Origin of the sequence: Geosporobacter subterraneus DSM 17957 (assembly GCF_900142145.1) — a bacterium.
GTDB classification, from domain to species: Bacteria; Bacillota; Clostridia; order Peptostreptococcales; family Thermotaleaceae; genus Geosporobacter; species Geosporobacter subterraneus.
Window position 1 is genome coordinate 39,377 of record NZ_FQZV01000009.1, and the last position, 17,906, is coordinate 57,282.

Consider the following 17,906-nt stretch of genomic DNA (forward strand, 5'->3'; position numbering starts at 1 on the left):
ATCTGGCAATATATAGACTGAAGGGGTAAGAACCATTTTACATGAAAGGGCCAGAGAAAAAATACTGTTAAACCTGCTCGATAAAAGCTGCAAGTATTGTGAATTTCAAGGATTATGCAATGCGAAAGCAGGGGATATGTTTGCTGGCAGGAAGAAATAGGAATATAGACCTAGGGAATGGACCTGGAGGAGAATTGTATTATTCAGGGCTTTCCTGTACAATAAAACTTATAGTGCAATGAAGCTGGAGAATGATGGAAATCTGTTTTTGGGGATGCAACAAAGGCAGAAATGACGACGAGAAGGGCTGTGAATAAAATATATGAATGTTTCCTATATAGAGAAATATAATATTTTGCAAACCTTTCAAAGTAATGACCGCCAAACAGTATTCATTGGTACCGTAAAGGATCAGGAAGATGAGATCGTAATCATAAATATATTAAAGGACTTAGAGGATTTATGGCAGAGGGATCAGGAAAAGCTTCAGAAGGCACTGGGCAATCTCTTGCATTTGGAAAGGACTGAAGAGGGTCTTGTGCTGGTGACTGCATTTAAGGATGCACAGCCCTTGGAAGGCTACCTCCAGCAAAAACATGTGGGAATTCACAAAAGAGTGAATATTTTATTTGCTTATCTAAGGGATCTGGTAAAGTATAAGGAGTTAAGCTATCCTTTGCAAAGTATGATGATCGATGAAGCGCAAATCCTAGTGGATAATCACCAGCCCTTCTTTAGCGAATTAATCTTGCTGGACAAAAATCTACAGCTGGATCATACCTTTGAAGGATTAACAAAAAAGATCGCCGGTGTGATGGGAAAAATTCTTACGGTGGGAGCATCGGAAGAAGAAGAGAATCGGGATATTCTTGAGTTTATACACAGACTATGGAGGGGTGAGCATTCCTATAGAGATACGGAGGAGATTTATCACGCCTTTCGCAGTTATTATTTATATCAATGGGCTATGGGAAATCAGCCTGGAGAAGCCAGAAAGAAATCCTCATTGGCAGAGCACCCTGCCGGCAGCAGAACAAGAACCCAAACTGCCGGCAAAAAAGGAGTTCTGCCTAAGGCGATCCTGATAGTGGCAGCTTTAGGGGCAGGTGCCTTCGGTCTGTCAAAATTTATGCTTCAGGAATCCAAAACAAAAGAGGCTTTTGTACAACCTACGGCCTATTTTGAAAGAATAGAAACAGACGAGGGATGGGCGTTTATTAATAAAAGTACAGCAGCAAATTTAGAGCAATCGATTTGGGAAATTACAAAGGACGAGGTACTGGTTGAGCGTACAGAGACAAAAGATATAATCCTCCCTTCACCGGAAGAGGGAAGCTATCATATAAGTCTAAGGGTGCAAGGGAATAAGGGAAAATGGAGTGAACCCTATGTAGAAGTTATCTCCATGGAAGGAAGTTCTAGGGAAGGGTCCGCTTCGGAGGAAGAAGCCCCTGCCCCCGTCCAAGAGATTGAAAGATTAGCCATGTTCCAGCTGGATTATGATACAACCCAAGGTGTTTCTCTGGATCATGATTATTACAAATCGGGAAGTTATGGCATCCGTGTTGAGGGAGCAACCGATTCTCCAAGAAGGATACAGCTTAAAGAATTGTCTGCAAAGGATCAGAGTATTTTTTCCATGTGGATTATGACAGATACTGGGGATGTTGTGAAAATCAGGCTAAAAGGCATGAGGAAGAACCGCGTAGTTTTTGAAAAAAATATTCTGCATCAGCCAAGTAGAGCCTATTTATGGGAATTATTAAATATAGAGGGTGGATTAGAGGCCATAGACAACCTGGAGATGCTGCTGTCGACGCCATCTATTCTGTGGTTGGATGATATCGAACTGGATAGCTTTAAATAGAAGAGAAACGAAAGGCCACAAGCTATGAGTTTCTTTTTTATTTGCTATTGTGGTACAATAGATAGGGTACATAAATTCGAATATGGACTTGGGGGGAATGTGTAATGAGAAAAGAGGCGATGGAGTGGTTAAAGACGATCGCACTGGCATTAGCCATTGCTTTTACGATAACATTTTTTATTACGCCATTGGAGGTTCACAGCGTTTCCATGAATCCAACCTTAGTAGAGCATGATTATTTGATTCTGAGAAACACCCATAGGGTTGAACGTGGAGATATTATTTCTTTTAAAACAGACATTCAGTTTACTGAAGCTGAACTGAGACAGTTTAATTTTATTCAAAGACTGCGTCAGGGAAAGACCAAGAACCTCATTAAGCGGGTTATTGCATTGCCAGGGGATGCACTGTTGATTCAGGATGGCAAGGTATATGTAAATGGCGAGGAGTTAACTGAAGACTATCTGAGCAGCACCTATACCTCAGGAGATATAGAAATCGATAGGATTCCGGAAGGAAAAGTTTTTGTAATGGGAGATAATCGTGACAATAGCTTAGACAGTAGAAGCTTTGGACCTGTGAACATAGAGATGATTCAAGGAAAAGCAATTTTTAGAGTATTGCCCGTAGATAAGTTTGGAAAACTGGATTAAGATTTTTAATTTGTAATAAAGTTGATATTGAAGCAAAAATATTGGGATCCCTTAGGCTGGCGGCAGAAGGGATTTTCATTATTGGGAAAATATGGAAAAATAAACCTTATTAGGGAAAAATATATTTTTCAAAAAATTTACAAATCATAGTGCAAATTTACGAAATATGTTATAATTTCTATTAATATGAAATAGGAAAAAAGGCCTAGAAATTTCTGGGACCCTAGCTAGTCCATTGAAGAAACAGATGGAATTCTGGAGGTCACTGAAAAAGTCCAAGCTTTGTCATTCTGAATGAAAGGTAGTGGAATGAAGAATCTCTAAAAGTGCTTAAATACTTAGATCCTTCGCAAGCTCCTTCGCTATCGCTCAGGACTAAAGGCTTAGGATGACAAACTGGACTAGTTGTTGCACTTTTGACTTTTTCAGTGACCTCGGAATGCTGTACAGTCTATTTTGTTATAATAAACCTTTTCTAATGTATGATTGAGCATAGGCAAGCCTTTTGTTGCATGTAGTAAAAGCAGAATCTTGATTTTACACAGAGGTGATAGTTATGGGTCCCAATATATTAATAGTAGATGATACGGTATTTAATCGAAGGATCATGCGGGATATATTGAAAAGGCATATAGAAGGCGGAATCTTTTTCGAAGCGGAGAATGGAAAAAAGGCATTGGAGATTATAAAAGAGGAGAGTATCGATCTTATTATTCTCGATCTAATGATGCCGGTGATGGATGGATTTTCCTTTTTATTGAATATACAGGCAAATGAACAGCATAAGGACATTCCGGTGATCGTTTTTTCCGCTGCCGATGAAATTGAAAGTATTCAAAGAGCACTGGAAATGGGCGTCTATGATTATGTTACCCGTCCTCTTTCTAAGGAACAAACCGATGTGGTATTGCCATTAAAGGTAAGAAATGCGTTAAAGAGCTACGAACAAAAGAAGGCCCTGGTAAAGGCCAATGAGGATCTGAGCCGGGAAATGGAATTGATCCGTCACTTAGGCTGCCATGATGGCTTAACGGGAATATATAATCGAATGTTTTTTGATCAGGAAATGGAGCGCATAAATAAGGATCGTGAAAGATATCCGGTAATTAGCATTATGGTCATTGATTTGGATGGAGTAAAAATGGTGAATGATATACTCGGCCATACCACTGGAGATGAGTTGCTGAAGTGTGCAGCGGAAATTATTCGTAAGCCGTTCCGTAAAGGAGATATCATCGCCAGATTAGGGGGCGACGAGTTTGGCGTCCTGCTGCCCGGTGTGGATCAAGAGACCTGCAATCAAAAAAAGCGGGAGATATTGGAGGCGGTAGAAGCCTATAATACAGGGAATCCTTACGTACCCATCAGCATGTCTATAGGCTGTGCCACTAGCCTAGATGCCTCAGAACGGCTCCATCAAATCTTTCACCGAGCAGATCAGAAGATGTACGAGCATAAGCTAAATGCGAAGGGGCATTACCATAAAAAAATGGCAGATATATTAATTACGGCCCTTTTAAGAAATGAGGATCTTGAAGGAAAGCAGGCCCTGGAAAAGATCGACGGCATGATGGAAAGACTCCGTATTACCAAGGATGAAGTGAAAAATATTCTGCAAAGAAAAAATATTAATAATTTATATCAATAGCAACAGCCAAGGACCTATGAACTTGGCTGTGTTTATTGTCTATTGCCTATGGAAACAGACGGATCATCCATGTGGAAAGGGTTGGATAGTATAGAAGGAGCAGGACCAGCAGTACGGAGAGCCAGAAGACGATCTTGCTGTTACGATTGTTTGGTTTTTTCTCAATGATGCGGTAGGCAAAAAATAAGAGTAAAGCCGTGATAAAGATAAAGAGGTTGCGATAGGGTGCAAGTCTTGCGGCAATGGTAAAACCGAATATCCCTAAACCTAGGGGCGCCAGCAGCAGGCCTCCACCTCAACATAAAGCGGCAAAGACAGCGGTGAAGACAGAGGAGATGCTCAATAGCTTTTCCTTCATAAAAACCCTCCTTTCTATACCTATTATATTATCAATTGGCTTTATACTTTTCAATGGATTATTCAAATTTTGCAACAATGTCGAAAATTGTTACACGAAAGATTCTTCCAAGTTCACGCAATTTGTGACATTTTATTGACGAGGATTGTAGAACTATGTATAATCTAGTTATATTGGACTAGAAACGCAGGTGTCTCAATGCCTATTCATGGAAAGATCACCAAAGCGAAGAGAATACAGAATGAGCAGCAGATGGCTATCATTGTAGCAAAGCTTCTTAGGGAAACTACAGGCAAGGGACCAAGGAACGTCAGGGCAAAAATATTGGAAGACGTAGTAGAAATCTCTATAGAGGGCTTTCTTACAGATTTAGAACAATTTCTAATAGCTGCTGATAATATAGTACTGGTAGAGCAAATCAGGGAGTGCATCGGAGAAAGAATTCATAAAGAAATTGAGAGGAAATTGTCCGAGGTCACAGCAATGGAACTCCAGGTTTTACATGTGCAGCGAAGGCTTATTCAAGACTGCTGCAGAATTACTCTTATTATTACATCATAGGCGTCAACTTAACCCATAATTTGTCATCCTGAGCGGAGTAAAACGGAGTCGAAGGATCTTTAAGCTAGATGATATATTCTGATAATCAAAAGTAATCTTGCTTATGTTCTATAAGACTCTTCACTAACGCTCAGAATGACATGCTTCTAAGGTTTATTTGGAAATAATTGGATTAAGTTGACACCTATGATTATTACATAATATGCAGGTTAGATGGACAGAGAGAAATGGTGCCATAGAGACCATAATCCTAGCTGGAAGTAGACCAACACAGTAATCTTGCTTTTATAAGATTGCAGTGTTGTTTTTTTTGTTTTATTACTGTTTGCCAAAGGCAGGAAGAGAAATTTGGGTTTGGGCAGTGAAATCAGTGAAATCTTAGATTGAAGGGAGAGTGAGGTGGCAATATGAATATGGATCTGAAGCAATTTGAGACCTATGATTTATTACCGATTCCTGTTTTCATCGTGAATGGGAAGGGCAGACTGATATATGCCAACAAAACGGTGGAAGAAGTATATGGTTATAGCCCTGAGGAATTTACGCAACTTTTCTTAGTAGATTTAGGAATTGATGAAGAGGATGGGGCTGTGCACCAAAAAGTATTAGAGTTTTCTCTGAAAAACAAGAGAAAGCGCCGGTTAGTGCGCCAACACAAAAAGAAAGACGGCGGGATTATTGATGTGGATATACAATGGTCCATCGTGGAGTACGGAGGAGAAAGCTATACCATTAGCTGTATCCGGGAAATTACAGAGCAGCAGGAGGTGCTGCGGACCTACGAGCGGTCTGTAGACTTAATGGCTAAAATTGTACAGGAGCTGTCCCACTGCAAAGAAGTTTAATAGAAAAATATATAAAATAAAACTAATGGCATAAGGGGGTTGCATGATGAAAATCAAGATGAATTTAATGACAAAACTAATGGCTTACTTTCTGGCATTGATCATTATTCCCGTATCGGTTTTAGGCCTTTATTCCTACACCAGTGCTGAAAAGGCGCTGGTTGAAAAGGCTGAAGCGTTGTTACTGGCTGTACTTGAAGGCGGAGCAAGGGATTTGACGACAGAAAAAAAGAACATTGAGAATTTGGGAAGTATATTTAACAGCCTTCCGGAGATTGAGTCCTATGCTATAGAGCTTGGAAAAGGCCAGGTTAGTGAAAACACAGTAAGGTTAGCGCAAAAAACCACTGCACAATTTCGCAAATCTATCGAAATCATATCAGAAGATATTCTGATTACCAATAATCAAGGAAAGGTTGTAATGGACAGTACAGGAGGCGCCAATGCAGGGATGGATCTTTCCGGACGTGAATATTTTAGAGAAAGCATGACAGGAAAAGCCTTATGGAGTGAGGTGCTGCAGTCAAAGATTACTGGAAATCCAGTGATTGTACATAGTATTCCTTTAAAAACAGATACAGGGGATATAGTCGGCATCGTGGCCATCGCTATAAAATTTGAAGCCTTCAGCAAATGGGTAGCTATGATGAAGGCCGGTGAATCCGGTTATGGATATTTAGTCGACAAAAATGGTTTAGTATTATATCATCCTGTGAAAGATAAGATTTTGAAAGAAAATCTGTTGGAAACCGCTGCAGGTTCCCTGAAGGAACAGGTGGTTCATATGACTCAGGGAGGCAAGGGCTCCGGATTATATACCTATAATGGCGAAAATAAGTTAAACATGTACATGCCTGTAGGAAACTGGTCCCTGGCCGTAAATATTCCTACTGAAGAGTATATGAAAGAAGTAAACAGCATCAAAAGAAGCTCTCTTATCGTAGGCCTTTTGTCTGCATTGATCGGGGCATTCGTAGCATTCTTCGCAGCCAGACAGATTACCAATCCGATAAAGCACCTAATGGAGCTGATGGGCAAAGCGGAAGCCGGGGATTTGACCGTTGCAGCCAAGGTAAAGGCTAAGGATGAAATCGGTGATTTAGCCGCCAGCTTTAATCATATGATTCAGGGTCAAAGGGAGGCTATGGTTCAGGTATTGGACGCAGCCAACCAGGTAGGCAGTGCTGCACAGCAAGCCAGCAGTATTTCTCAGGAAATGTCTGCTTCTGCAGAGAGTCAAACTGCTTCTTTGGAAGAACTAACCACTGCTATGAATGAAATGAGTTCTTCCATTGGACAGGTAGCTGCCAATATATCACAGATGGCAGGTAATGTAGGCAGTGTAAGCAGTGCCATGGAGGAGCTGGGTAAATCTGCTGAAGAGGTGGCTCGAAGCACAGAAGATACCTCTGCCACCATTGTAGACGTAACCACCTCTATACAACAAATGAACACATCCATTGAACAGGCAGCCAGCAATGCCCATAAGGCCAGTGGAGAAGCTAAAAATACAGTTTTGGTTGCAGAAGAAGGCAAAACGGCAGTAGGACATACCATTACAGAGATGGATCAGATCAATAAAGCCATGGCTAATCTGACCGATGCCATTAAAGGCCTGGGAAAGGCAGCAATTCAAATAGGAGACATTGTGGAAGTGATCGATGATATTGCAGAGCAAACCAATCTGCTGGCATTGAATGCAGCCATTGAAGCAGCTAGAGCAGGGGAGCACGGAAAAGGCTTTGCAGTAGTTGCGGGAGCCATTGGCAATCTTGCAGAGAAATCCAGTGATGCTACCAAGGATATTACAAATCTCATCAAACAGATTCAGGAAGAAGTAAACAATGCCATCGAAACTACCCATTCTGGAGCAAAGCAGGTGGAAAATGGAGTAAATCTGGTGAAGGATACGGGGACTGCCCTAGATAAGATATTTGTGGCTATTGAGCGTACGACAAAGATGATTAATGATATTGCGGCTTCAACCGATGAGCAGGCAAAAGCAAGTAAAGCAATTATGGACGCGGTGGAAAAGGTCAATGAGTTATCCATGCAGGTTTCTGCCGCAGTAGAGGAACAGGCCTCTTCTATCCAGGATGTGATTTTATCCATGGAGAAAATGAATAGTTTAGCTCAAGAAGTTGCGGGAGCAGCGGAAGAGCAATCTGCCAGCAGCGAAGAGATCCTAGCCACTACGGAGAATGTTAATGAAGTAGCCAGTGAGGTATCAGCCGGCAGTGAAGAAGTAGCATCAACGGCTCAGAACCTTGCGAGTCAAGCAAATTCCTTGTTAGCCATTGTATCCAAATTCAAGATTGTATAATGCACGACGGATATCAAACCCCTTTAGGGTGGGGGTACCGTCAGGATAAAAGCAAGGAGGACAAAGGAATGGATGAAAATCAATATGTGGTATTCCACTTAGATAATGAAGAGTATGCTATCGACATCGTAAAAATTCATGAGATCAATCGATTAAAGGAAATTACCATTACTAAGGTTCCAAGGGTTCCGGATTTTATCGAAGGGATTATCAATCTTCGCGGTGAAGTTGTGCCTATCATCAATTTACGTAAAAAATTCGGTATTGAACCCAGGCAAATCAGTAAAGCATCCAGGATTGTAATCGTAAAAATATTGGAAAAGATGATTGGACTTTTAGTAGACAGTGTTTCCCATGTAGTGTCTTTTGAAAATACAGAAATTTCACCGCCTCCTGAAGAAATAAAGGTCAATTGCAGATATATCACCGGCTTAGGGAAAAAAGGCAAGCGGATGATCTTTTTATTGGATATCGAAAAAATTCTTCACATAGAAGAACAGCAAGACATACAGCAGCTGGGAGCCTAATAAATCGAAGACAAAGGAGAAATAAAGATGGATAGACTAGACATGGATGATCTGTATTATGCCATGTTCTTAGAAGAAACTAAGGAGCAGATCCAGGCCATCGAACAGGAACTTCTCATTCTAGAGCAAGGTCAGGGTGATACAGAGACCATCAACAGCATATTCCGAATGGCCCACTCGATTAAGGGTGCTTCTGCAACTATGGGATTTGATGATATGACAAGTCTTTCTCATCATCTGGAGAATCTCTTATCAAGGGTTAGGGCTAAGGAAATACAGGTGGATACCCAAGTAATGAATACTTTTTTTAAAAGCTTAGATACCTTGCAAGAAATTCACCGGGGAATCCAGGAGCGGAGTGTAAGAGAAATAGACATCGGCAGCATTATTGACGAGATACAATGCATTATTCAGAATAAAAAAAATCAAGAGGCACAAGCTTTTCCAGAGGAAAAGGCTCCCCCAGCAGAAAAAGAGATTGAGGAAGCAGCGCTGGAGTTGACAAAACTAGAAGAAGCATTGTGTCAGGAGGTTGCTAAGAAATATCATATCTATAAAGTTCTTATAGAATTAGATAAGAGTGCGAAAATGAAATCTGTAAAAGCATTTCTGATCGTCAATAATCTCCTTGGAATCGGCGATATTATTACGACCTATCCCCCGGACTATGAACAGGTAGGGGATGAATCCTTTGGTGATTATTTTACCCTCATCATAGCCACCGATCGTGACCATGAGATGATCTACAAAAACATCAATACCATCTCTGAGATAAAGCATATCTATATGAAGAAGGTTCAGGAAGGCAGTGAAGATAATATTCGGCTTCCGGACAATGTCCGTCTTGTAGGCGGCAGTCAAAACGGCATGAAAAGAGATGATCATGTTACTGTTCGGGTGGATGTGAATAAAATAGATAAGCTGATGAATTTGGTAGGAGAATTTATCATCGATAAGGAGAATCTGAATCAGATTGGCGCGGACTTAAAAAGAAAATATAAAAATGATCCATTGGTTCAAAAACTGAATAATATTTTGCCCCATATCAACTTTGTAGGCTCAGAATTGCAAGAGACTGTCATGTCTACCAGAATGTTGCCTATGGAACATATATTTAACAGGTTTCCCAGAATGGTGAGAGATTTAGCACAGCGATGCAACAAAGAGGTACATTTTGAAATTGAGGGAAGGGAAACAGAAATCGACCGGGGGATCATTGAAGAACTCATCGATCCCTTGACCCATATTCTAAGGAATGCAGTAGATCATGGCTTCGAAGGGGCACAAGAACGATTGGCAAAAGGAAAAAATCCCTCAGGTACTCTTAGGCTTAGTGCCCGCCATGAAGAGAGCAGCGTAGTAATCGAGATAAAAGACGATGGAAAAGGGATCGATGCTCATAGAATTCGCGAAAAGATCATAGAAAAAGGATTATCAACAGCAGAACAGCTGAACAATCTTTCAGATGCAGAAGTCATTTATTATATTTTTGAGCCCGGGTTTTCTACCGCTAAGGAAATCAGTGATATTTCCGGTAGGGGAGTGGGTTTGGACGTAGTGAAATCCAATATCGGGAAGTTAAATGGCGTCGTTGATATTAAGACAGAATTGGGAAAAGGAACGAAATTTATCATCAAATTGCCCCTTACGCTTGCCATTGTTCGAGCACTGCTGATTCGGGAAGGCGAATATATCTTTGCATTGCCCATTTCCTCTATTATCGAAACCATTCGTCTGAAAGGAAATGAAGTTCCTGAGGCTGTTCACAGCATAGGGGGAGTAGAGGTTTTTAACTGGCGGGAACAAGCTGTCCCAGTGATTCGGGTAGGCGAATATTTTGGTATTCAGGATGTGCGGCAAAGGGACAGGCTGTTTATTATAATTGTAGGGTACTCGGAAAGAAAATTTGCACTGGTGGTAGACAAACTGATGGGTGAACAGGAAATTGTCATAAAATCTATTGGCGATTTTATCGGGAAAAACAAATTGTTTGGAAATATCCAAGGTATTTCCGGTGTAAGTATACTGGGTGATGGAAGCTTTGCACAGATTATAGATATGGCAGCCATCAGTAGAAGAATGGGGGGATAGTCGTGGATACTTTAAACGAAAACTGTGGACTTCCTGAAATCAATAAAGAGGGTAAGATTCTTGCACAGCTAAATTTAAATGCGGATATTCCGGCACTAAAAATATTCAAATACTATTGTCACGAAATTGCATCATTATATTTAAAAGAGCCAGACAAAATTTTTGAATTCATTCTTTGTTCAGATGAAGTCTTTGTAAATTGTATCGTACACGGTTATAAGGGAAAAGGCGGTGTGGTGAATATACAATTTGAGCTGGAGGACAATTATTTGGTGACCTATATCCGTGATTTTGGAGTGGGCATTTGCGAGAAATATTTGGAAGGTATACCTGAGCTGGTGGAAGATCCTTTTTGCGAAAATGGGAGAGGTTTGTTTTTGGTAAATAGTCTGTCTTCAAAATTGGAAATCGAAAGGTGCCAAGATCAGGGCACACTTGTTAAAATATATTTTGAAAGGATGTGCTGAAGATGATGATAGAGACCTGCATAAAGGAACATATAAAGGTTGTAAAGGTGTCTGGAGAAGTCAACTTTGAGAATTATCGGGAATTTGGGGATGGACTGCTCAGAAGTATTGAAGGAAGTCACAATATTCTGCTGGACCTAGGAGGCCTAAGCTACCTTAACAGTATGGGATTGAGCTGCATCGTCAAGGCATATGCCTATGTAAAAAAGGACAGACGGGATTTAAGATTGTGTGAATTGCAGGAGCACATCAAAAAACTATTTACCATTACCAAGCTAGATAAGATGATTGCTCTTTATGAAAAACAGGAGGATGCTTTTGCCTCCTATAAGAAATGAGAAGTGATAATGAATGATTGAACATAGCCCTATGGATGAGGAAATGTTACTAATGCGGGAAAAGCTGGAGAAGTTAAGGATTCAAAACAGCCAACTGCTATTCTTTGGAGATTTCTGCAGCACCCTTCTATCGGAGACAAATATTGAGAAAATTTCTCTTCGCGTCATGGAGCAGATGCATCGTCTGGTAGGCGGAAACATAGGATTTGTACGCAAAGAGGCATCTGCAGACCAGTATGCATCCTATATCCTGGAAAAAGGTGAAATTAGAAAACACATCCTAAAACGCAGTGAATTAGGATCTAAATGTTTTTTTATTTATTGCAAGAAAATATATGTAGGAAATGAAAAGAACCCTTTTATTGCGGTGCCTATCAAGTACGAAGGCGAAAATTTAGGGGTGGTTATGTTGGAAAACCTAGATGAAGACAGCTTCCGAGCGGTAAATATCAAGCATTTGGAGTTGATCGCACTACCCATTGGAGTGGCTGTTAAAAACTGTCTGCTGCTGCAGCAGTCGATATTAGAAAAACATATTATTGCAGATCAGCATCAAAAAATTCAGGAGGATCTCAGGTTTGCACAGAAAATTCAATCCTATTTGATGCCCAGAGGATTTCGCAAATATGGCGATTACATGATCTATGGAGACCATAAGCAAGCCCGGTATTTAGGCGGTGACTTCTATGATACTTTTCAAATAGATCAGCAGCGGGTTGTTTTCTATATTGCCGATGTATCCGGTCATGGCGTAGCGGCCTCCCTTTTAACTGTTTTTCTAAAACAGGCAGTAAGAGGGATTGTACAATCCTTCCCGGAAACATATAAGCTAAAGCCCTCAGCTATTTTGGAAAAGCTGCAGATTCGATTTAGAGATCTTCAAATGGACGAAACCGTTTATATTGGGACACTGGTAGGAATCCTGGATTTTAAAAGGCACCTCATTACCCTTGCCAATGCAGGCCACAATGTAGAACCCGTTTATTTGGACCCAAATAATCAACAGGTAATTACCTATGAATTAAAAGGACCACCGATCAACAACTGGGAAATAGATCATTCTCTATTATCCTATGAAGAAACTGCCATCTCTCTGGAAAAGGAAGAGCAGTTGATCCTCCTCACCGATGGGGCCATAGAGATGGATGGTTCCGGTAGTGCCCATAAAAATATTGAGGACACAGACTTTATCAAAAGAATATTGGAAATAAAACCCCAACAGGAGTGGAAAAAAGAATTCCAGGCAAAGATTCATAGCCTATTCGAAGGTTTAGACAAGACCCATATGGAGGATGATATCGCGCTCTTGGCCATTAAAAGAGAGGTTTAGAAAGGGGAATAAAGATCACTATAATCCAGCAAAACTTACCAAAGAATCCACAAAATAGCATAGATAATTTATAATATTCTGAAAAAATAGCTGTATTTTTATAAGTATTTATGCTATAATAATATACAAGAAGGAGAAATTCTTCTTACAGATTCTAATTCACCCAAAATTAGGTTGTTTGTTTAAGTTTGCAGAAAGCTGAATCGGTAAAGCAGTTAGTTTGCAAGACTGGATTTAAGAAAGCTTGAAAGGAATATAGAGCAGGTATTTGGTAAGTAAAATTAAATGGATCATTCTATTGAGTTGAGGTTTTTCACATCGTATGGTAATGAAGTACCGAAGCATTAGGTTTTCCTGAGAAAGGAATGTGTTTGTAATTCAGTTTGAAGATGAAAATTTTAACCGTGAATTAGGATCTGGCAGATGATCGGTTCCCATATGCAATGGAAACATATGGCGAACCGATCATCATTTTTTGTATTTTTAGGCGGATATAGATATACATTGAAAAAGGAACTATTGATTTTTGATCGGGAATAGGTTACATATAAAATAGAGAAGTTGGGACATAATTCCCAAACTTTATAAAATTATTACTAAAAATAAAAAAATACCAGATTACTTTGAGACATATGTCCTTTATGAAAACGCTCTTTGGCTATCCAACAAGGTGTTTTTGTGGCAGACCTGCTCTTAGGAAAGAAAAGAGAAACGGATATCCATACAGCTATTCCCAGTGCCATATTTACTATATCTGAAATTGCCGGTTTAGGATGCCAGGAGCATCAGCTTTTATCAGAACATCGGTCTTATAAAGTTGGAAAATACCCCTTCATCCATACCTGGAGAGGATTTACAAAGGGCATCAACCAGGGGTTTGTTAAAGTGTTATTCGGAGAGGACGATGAATTAATAGGGTTATGGATGGCAGGCCAGGATGTATCGGAATATATAGGACCGCTGCATAGCATTTTTAGAAAAAGAATAACCCTAAAGGATTTAGAGGACAGTCTTGTAGTTCACCCCAGTTTATGGGAATCGGTTTGGGAGACAGCACGGAATCTGGAGGAGCGGGGAGGTGAACAGGATGAAACAGCCCCATATACTATGCTCTAAAGAGGATATTTCAGAATATGTCCTGCTGCCTGGAGATCCTCAGCGGGCCTTTCGCGCCGCTGCCTATTTGGATTAGTGGCAGGAGATTGCATATCCAAGGGAATATTAAGGAAGGCATTTGGGATTATGCACAAGCGGCAAGGGAAGCAGAAGAAGGAGAAAAAAGAGAAATTTTACTAGCATTAGAAACTATTGGAAAAATACATAAAAGCACGCAGAATTGGCTAAAAAAAAAGACTATGGTAGAAAAAATAATAAACAATTTTTAAATGAGAGGTTTACATTTTATAGTAGAATGTTATAATTTAATATGAATCAATAGATATTCTTTAAAAGGCCAATGGTAAAAACCATTGGTCTTTTAAAATCCCTTAAGGACTGTATAGTTTGTTTTGCTTTCGGTAAAAATTAGGACAGTATAGAACTCAAGAAATCTAGGGGAATTGGCAAAATATTAGTGTACATACAGTTTTTATGATATAATATAAGGGTTAAAAAAGGGAACTACCCATGAATTCTATTAAAGATAAAGATAGATAGAGGAGGAACAATATTCATGAGTTCAGTTGTTGTTAAGAAGGAAAATAATGAGGTAACTTTAAAAATCGAGGCTACTGCAGCAGAATTTGAAAAAGCCGTAGAAAAATCCTATCAAAAAATGAAGGGGAAATTCAACATTAATGGTTTCAGAAAAGGGAAAGCTCCTCGGAAGCTGATCGAACTGCAGTATGGAGAAGGCGTATTCTATGAGGAAGCCATCAATGAATTATTCCCTAAGGCTTATGAGCAAGCAATCCAGAAGCATAATATTGAGCCGGTTGACAGACCTGCTATTGATATTGAGCAAATCGGTAAAGGACAGGATTTCATCTTCACAGCTACTGTAACGGTGAAGCCGGAGGTAAAGCTGGGCGAATACAAAGGTATAGAAGTAGAGCAAATCGAGTATAATGTTAAGGAAGAAGATATAGATGCTGAAATCCAGCGATTGAGAGAGCGTAACGCAAGACTGGTTGCTGTTGAAAGACCGGTTAAAGATGGAGATACCTTAATTATCGACTATGCAGGATTTGTAGGAGATCATCAGTTTGCCGGCGGAACTGCTGAAAAGCAGACCCTAGTGATTGGCTCAGGACAGTTTATCCCTGGATTTGAAGAACAATTGATTGGTACAGAAATTGGCCAGGAAGTAGAGGTTAAGGTAACATTCCCAGAGCAATACCATGCAGAAGATTTAGCCGGAAAAGAAGCTCTATTTAAAGTAACGGTTCATGAAATAAAGGAAAAAGAAATGCCGGTCCTGGATGATGAGTTTGCAAAGGATGTTAGCGAGCATGATACCTTAGCAGAGTTAAAGGAAGATATCCGCAAAAGGCAAGAGGAAACCGCAAAAAACAGAGCTGAAAGAGAACGCAGAGATGCTATCTTAGACAAGGCGGTAGCCAACGCAGAAGTAGATATTCCTAAGGTAATGGTAGAGGATGAAATTGAAAGCATGCTGAATGACTTTGATCGACAGCTTCAATTCCAGGGCTTAAATTTGGAGAGCTATTTGAAGTATGCCAATAAGAAAATTGAAGAGATCAAGGAACAAATGAAAGATGATGCATATAATAGAGTAAAAACGCAATTGACCCTAGAAGCGATTGCAAAGGAAGAAAATATAGAGGTATCAGAAGAGGAAGTTGATCAGGAAATTGAAAAATATGCCAAGCAATACAACACAGATGTAGAAAAGTTTAAGAAATCCATGAGACCGCAGGATTATGGCTACATGAAAGAGGGTATTAAAATTAAAAAGGCTGTTGATTTTATCGTTCAACAGGCGAAGTAATTTGAAGAAATTTACAAAAGGAGGTATATTCTAATGCCTTTAGTTCCAATGGTAGTTGAACAAACCAATCGAGGAGAAAGATCTTATGATATCTACTCTCGGTTATTAAAGGATAGAATCATTATTCTAGGGGAAGAGGTTAATGATCATACAGCCAGTCTGGTGGTAGCACAACTGATCTTTTTAGAGGCAGAAGATCCAGATAAGGATATTCAGCTATATATCAACAGCCCTGGCGGATCTATCACAGCAGGGATGGCAATCTATGATACCATGCAGTATATTAAGCCGGATGTGTCTACCATTTGCATCGGAATGGCAGCAAGCATGGGTGCCTTTTTATTAGCGGCAGGAGCCAAAGGGAAAAGATTTGCACTTCCCAATGCAGAGATTATGATCCACCAACCTCTTGGAGGAACCCGAGGTCAGGCAGAGGATATTCGAATTCATGCAGAAAGAATTCTAAAAATGCGGGAGACGATCAACAAGATCCTTAGCGAGAGAACAGGACAGCCCTTAGAGAAAATATCTAGAGATACTGATAGAGATTTCTTTATGGAGGCCCAAGAAGCCGTTACTTACGGATTGATCGATAAGGTTATCACTTCCAGGAAATAAGACAAGAGAGGTGTAAGGATGTCAAGATTTGATGATAAGAAGCAGTTGAAATGCTCTTTTTGCGGAAAATCTCAAGATCAAGTAAGACGGCTCATAGCTGGTCCCAGTGTATATATATGTGATGAATGTATAGAATTGTGCCAAGAGATTATTCAAGAAGAATTCGAAGAGCATGTAGAAATGGAAATGACAGATCTTCCAAAACCACAGGAAATTCGAAATGTGCTGGATCAATATGTTGTCGGTCAGGATCGGGCAAAAAGGGCTTTGGCGGTTGCTGTATACAATCATTATAAGCGTATCAACCGTCAGGGAAAACATGATGATGTAGAACTGCAAAAGAGCAATATCGTAATGCTTGGCCCAACGGGCTCGGGCAAAACATTGCTGGCACAAACACTGGCCCGTATCCTCAATGTACCCTTTGCCATTGCAGATGCTACTTCTTTAACAGAAGCAGGCTATGTAGGGGAAGATGTTGAGAATATCCTGCTAAAGCTCATTCAAGCTGCAGATTATGACATCGAGCGGGCAGAAAAAGGAATCATCTATATTGATGAAATTGATAAGATCGCACGAAAGTCAGATAATCCTTCGATCACGAGAGATGTAAGTGGTGAAGGGGTACAGCAGGCTCTTCTGAAAATATTAGAAGGAACCGTTGCCAGCGTACCGCCTCAAGGGGGGAGAAAGCATCCCCATCAGGAGTTTATACAGATTGATACCACCAATATCCTATTTATCTGCGGTGGTGCTTTTGATGGCATAGATAAAATCATTCAGAAGCGAATTGGACAAAAGTCTATGGGCTTTGAAGCAAATATCCAGAGTAAAGTTGTCAAGGATGTAGGAGAGCTGCTAAATAAGATTCAGCCGGAGGACTTGTTAAGATATGGTCTGATCCCTGAATTTGTAGGCAGACTTCCGGTAATGGTAACCCTACATGAACTGGATGAAGAAGCTTTAGTAAAGATTTTAGTGGAACCAAAGAACGCTTTGGTAAAGCAATATAAAAAGCTGTTTGAATTAGATGGTGTAGAGCTGGAGATGGATCAGGAGGCTTTGGTGGCTATTGCAAAAAAGGCTATTGAACGTAAGACTGGAGCCAGAGGCTTGCGCAGCATCGTGGAGAATATCATGCTGGATGTAATGTATGATATTCCATCCAGAGATGACATTGAAAAATGCATTGTGACGAAGGAAACCGTAGAAAATGCTACAGAACCGACTTTAGTAATTTCTGATGCAAAAAAGAGAAAGACAAAGAAGAAAAAAGAGGAAACTGCATCTTAAACAGTAGGCGAATAGGATATTCGCCTACTTTATTGTT

The 17,906-nt window shown here is 40.1% G+C and carries 16 protein-coding genes; all 16 read left to right on the forward strand.

Annotation, left to right across the window (positions count from 1 at the left end):
- Positions 1-322 precede the first annotated feature (322 nt).
- The 16 genes from BUB56_RS04055 (at position 323) to clpX (ending at position 17,869) form a co-directional block, all read left to right on the forward strand.
- Entirely contained in the window at positions 323-1,867 is a 1,545-nt protein-coding gene (locus BUB56_RS04055; RefSeq protein WP_110940091.1) for a hypothetical protein, read from the forward strand.
- A gap of 104 nt (positions 1,868-1,971) precedes the next feature.
- The gene (gene lepB, locus BUB56_RS04060) at positions 1,972-2,520 is read left to right on the forward strand and encodes a signal peptidase I (protein ID WP_110940092.1); all 549 of its coding nucleotides are present in this window, start codon (positions 1,972-1,974) and stop codon (positions 2,518-2,520) included.
- Between the two features lie 556 nt (positions 2,521-3,076).
- Positions 3,077-4,168: a GGDEF domain-containing response regulator gene (locus BUB56_RS04065; protein WP_110940093.1), complete on the forward strand. Its 1,092-nt coding sequence runs from the start codon at positions 3,077-3,079 to the stop codon at positions 4,166-4,168.
- A 556-nt stretch (positions 4,169-4,724) separates the two neighbouring features.
- Complete coding sequence (locus tag BUB56_RS04070) at positions 4,725-5,087, forward strand: Na-translocating system protein MpsC family protein (RefSeq protein ID WP_110940094.1); 363 nt, start codon at positions 4,725-4,727, stop codon at positions 5,085-5,087.
- A gap of 413 nt (positions 5,088-5,500) precedes the next feature.
- The gene (locus BUB56_RS04075; protein WP_190014173.1) at positions 5,501-5,932 is read left to right on the forward strand and encodes a PAS domain-containing protein; all 432 of its coding nucleotides are present in this window, start codon (positions 5,501-5,503) and stop codon (positions 5,930-5,932) included.
- A gap of 46 nt (positions 5,933-5,978) precedes the next feature.
- Positions 5,979-8,255 carry a methyl-accepting chemotaxis protein gene (locus tag BUB56_RS04080; RefSeq protein WP_190014175.1) on the forward strand — a complete coding sequence of 759 codons (2,277 nt, stop codon included), beginning with the start codon at positions 5,979-5,981 and terminating at the stop codon, positions 8,253-8,255.
- Positions 8,256-8,323: 68 nt separating this feature from the next.
- Positions 8,324-8,782, forward strand: a complete 459-nt coding sequence (locus BUB56_RS04085; protein WP_190014177.1) for a chemotaxis protein CheW — start codon at positions 8,324-8,326, stop codon at positions 8,780-8,782.
- Between the two features lie 27 nt (positions 8,783-8,809).
- The gene (locus BUB56_RS04090; protein WP_110940098.1) at positions 8,810-10,873 is read left to right on the forward strand and encodes a chemotaxis protein CheA; all 2,064 of its coding nucleotides are present in this window, start codon (positions 8,810-8,812) and stop codon (positions 10,871-10,873) included.
- 2 nt (positions 10,874-10,875) lie between these two features.
- Positions 10,876-11,340: an ATP-binding protein gene (locus BUB56_RS04095; RefSeq protein ID WP_190014178.1), complete on the forward strand. Its 465-nt coding sequence runs from the start codon at positions 10,876-10,878 to the stop codon at positions 11,338-11,340.
- Positions 11,341-11,342: 2 nt separating this feature from the next.
- Positions 11,343-11,678: an STAS domain-containing protein gene (locus BUB56_RS04100; RefSeq protein WP_110940100.1), complete on the forward strand. Its 336-nt coding sequence runs from the start codon at positions 11,343-11,345 to the stop codon at positions 11,676-11,678.
- A gap of 13 nt (positions 11,679-11,691) precedes the next feature.
- Positions 11,692-13,008 carry a GAF domain-containing SpoIIE family protein phosphatase gene (locus BUB56_RS04105; protein WP_110940101.1) on the forward strand — a complete coding sequence of 439 codons (1,317 nt, stop codon included), beginning with the start codon at positions 11,692-11,694 and terminating at the stop codon, positions 13,006-13,008.
- 654 nt (positions 13,009-13,662) lie between these two features.
- Positions 13,663-14,124: an NAD(P)/FAD-dependent oxidoreductase gene (locus tag BUB56_RS04110; RefSeq protein ID WP_110940102.1), complete on the forward strand. Its 462-nt coding sequence runs from the start codon at positions 13,663-13,665 to the stop codon at positions 14,122-14,124.
- Positions 14,125-14,210: 86 nt separating this feature from the next.
- Positions 14,211-14,393 carry a hypothetical protein gene (locus tag BUB56_RS04115; protein ID WP_190014180.1) on the forward strand — a complete coding sequence of 61 codons (183 nt, stop codon included), beginning with the start codon at positions 14,211-14,213 and terminating at the stop codon, positions 14,391-14,393.
- 287 nt (positions 14,394-14,680) lie between these two features.
- A complete protein-coding gene (gene tig / locus BUB56_RS04120; RefSeq protein ID WP_110940104.1) occupies positions 14,681-15,958 on the forward strand; it encodes a trigger factor in 1,278 nt (425 codons plus the stop codon).
- A 33-nt stretch (positions 15,959-15,991) separates the two neighbouring features.
- A complete protein-coding gene (gene clpP / locus BUB56_RS04125) occupies positions 15,992-16,576 on the forward strand; it encodes an ATP-dependent Clp endopeptidase proteolytic subunit ClpP (protein WP_110940105.1) in 585 nt (194 codons plus the stop codon).
- Positions 16,577-16,594: 18 nt separating this feature from the next.
- Complete coding sequence (clpX, locus tag BUB56_RS04130; protein ID WP_110940106.1) at positions 16,595-17,869, forward strand: ATP-dependent Clp protease ATP-binding subunit ClpX; 1,275 nt, start codon at positions 16,595-16,597, stop codon at positions 17,867-17,869.
- The last annotated feature ends 37 nt before the right edge of the window (positions 17,870-17,906 follow it).

What these genes read in the sequence shown, in the direction of transcription:
- BUB56_RS04055 (WP_110940091.1), top strand. Translation starts at nt 323, where the DNA reads ATGAATGTTTCCTATATAGAGAAATATAATATTTTGCAAACCTTTCAA.
- lepB (WP_110940092.1), top strand. Translation starts at nt 1,972, where the DNA reads ATGAGAAAAGAGGCGATGGAGTGGTTAAAGACGATCGCACTGGCATTA.
- BUB56_RS04065 (WP_110940093.1), top strand. Translation starts at nt 3,077, where the DNA reads ATGGGTCCCAATATATTAATAGTAGATGATACGGTATTTAATCGAAGG.
- BUB56_RS04070 (WP_110940094.1), top strand. Translation starts at nt 4,725, where the DNA reads ATGCCTATTCATGGAAAGATCACCAAAGCGAAGAGAATACAGAATGAG.
- BUB56_RS04075 (WP_190014173.1), top strand. Translation starts at nt 5,501, where the DNA reads ATGGATCTGAAGCAATTTGAGACCTATGATTTATTACCGATTCCTGTT.
- BUB56_RS04080 (WP_190014175.1), top strand. Translation starts at nt 5,979, where the DNA reads ATGAAAATCAAGATGAATTTAATGACAAAACTAATGGCTTACTTTCTG.
- BUB56_RS04085 (WP_190014177.1), top strand. Translation starts at nt 8,324, where the DNA reads ATGGATGAAAATCAATATGTGGTATTCCACTTAGATAATGAAGAGTAT.
- BUB56_RS04090 (WP_110940098.1), top strand. Translation starts at nt 8,810, where the DNA reads ATGGATAGACTAGACATGGATGATCTGTATTATGCCATGTTCTTAGAA.
- BUB56_RS04100 (WP_110940100.1), top strand. Translation starts at nt 11,343, where the DNA reads ATGATGATAGAGACCTGCATAAAGGAACATATAAAGGTTGTAAAGGTG.
- BUB56_RS04105 (WP_110940101.1), top strand. Translation starts at nt 11,692, where the DNA reads ATGATTGAACATAGCCCTATGGATGAGGAAATGTTACTAATGCGGGAA.
- tig (WP_110940104.1), top strand. Translation starts at nt 14,681, where the DNA reads ATGAGTTCAGTTGTTGTTAAGAAGGAAAATAATGAGGTAACTTTAAAA.
- clpP (WP_110940105.1), top strand. Translation starts at nt 15,992, where the DNA reads ATGCCTTTAGTTCCAATGGTAGTTGAACAAACCAATCGAGGAGAAAGA.
- clpX (WP_110940106.1), top strand. Translation starts at nt 16,595, where the DNA reads ATGTCAAGATTTGATGATAAGAAGCAGTTGAAATGCTCTTTTTGCGGA.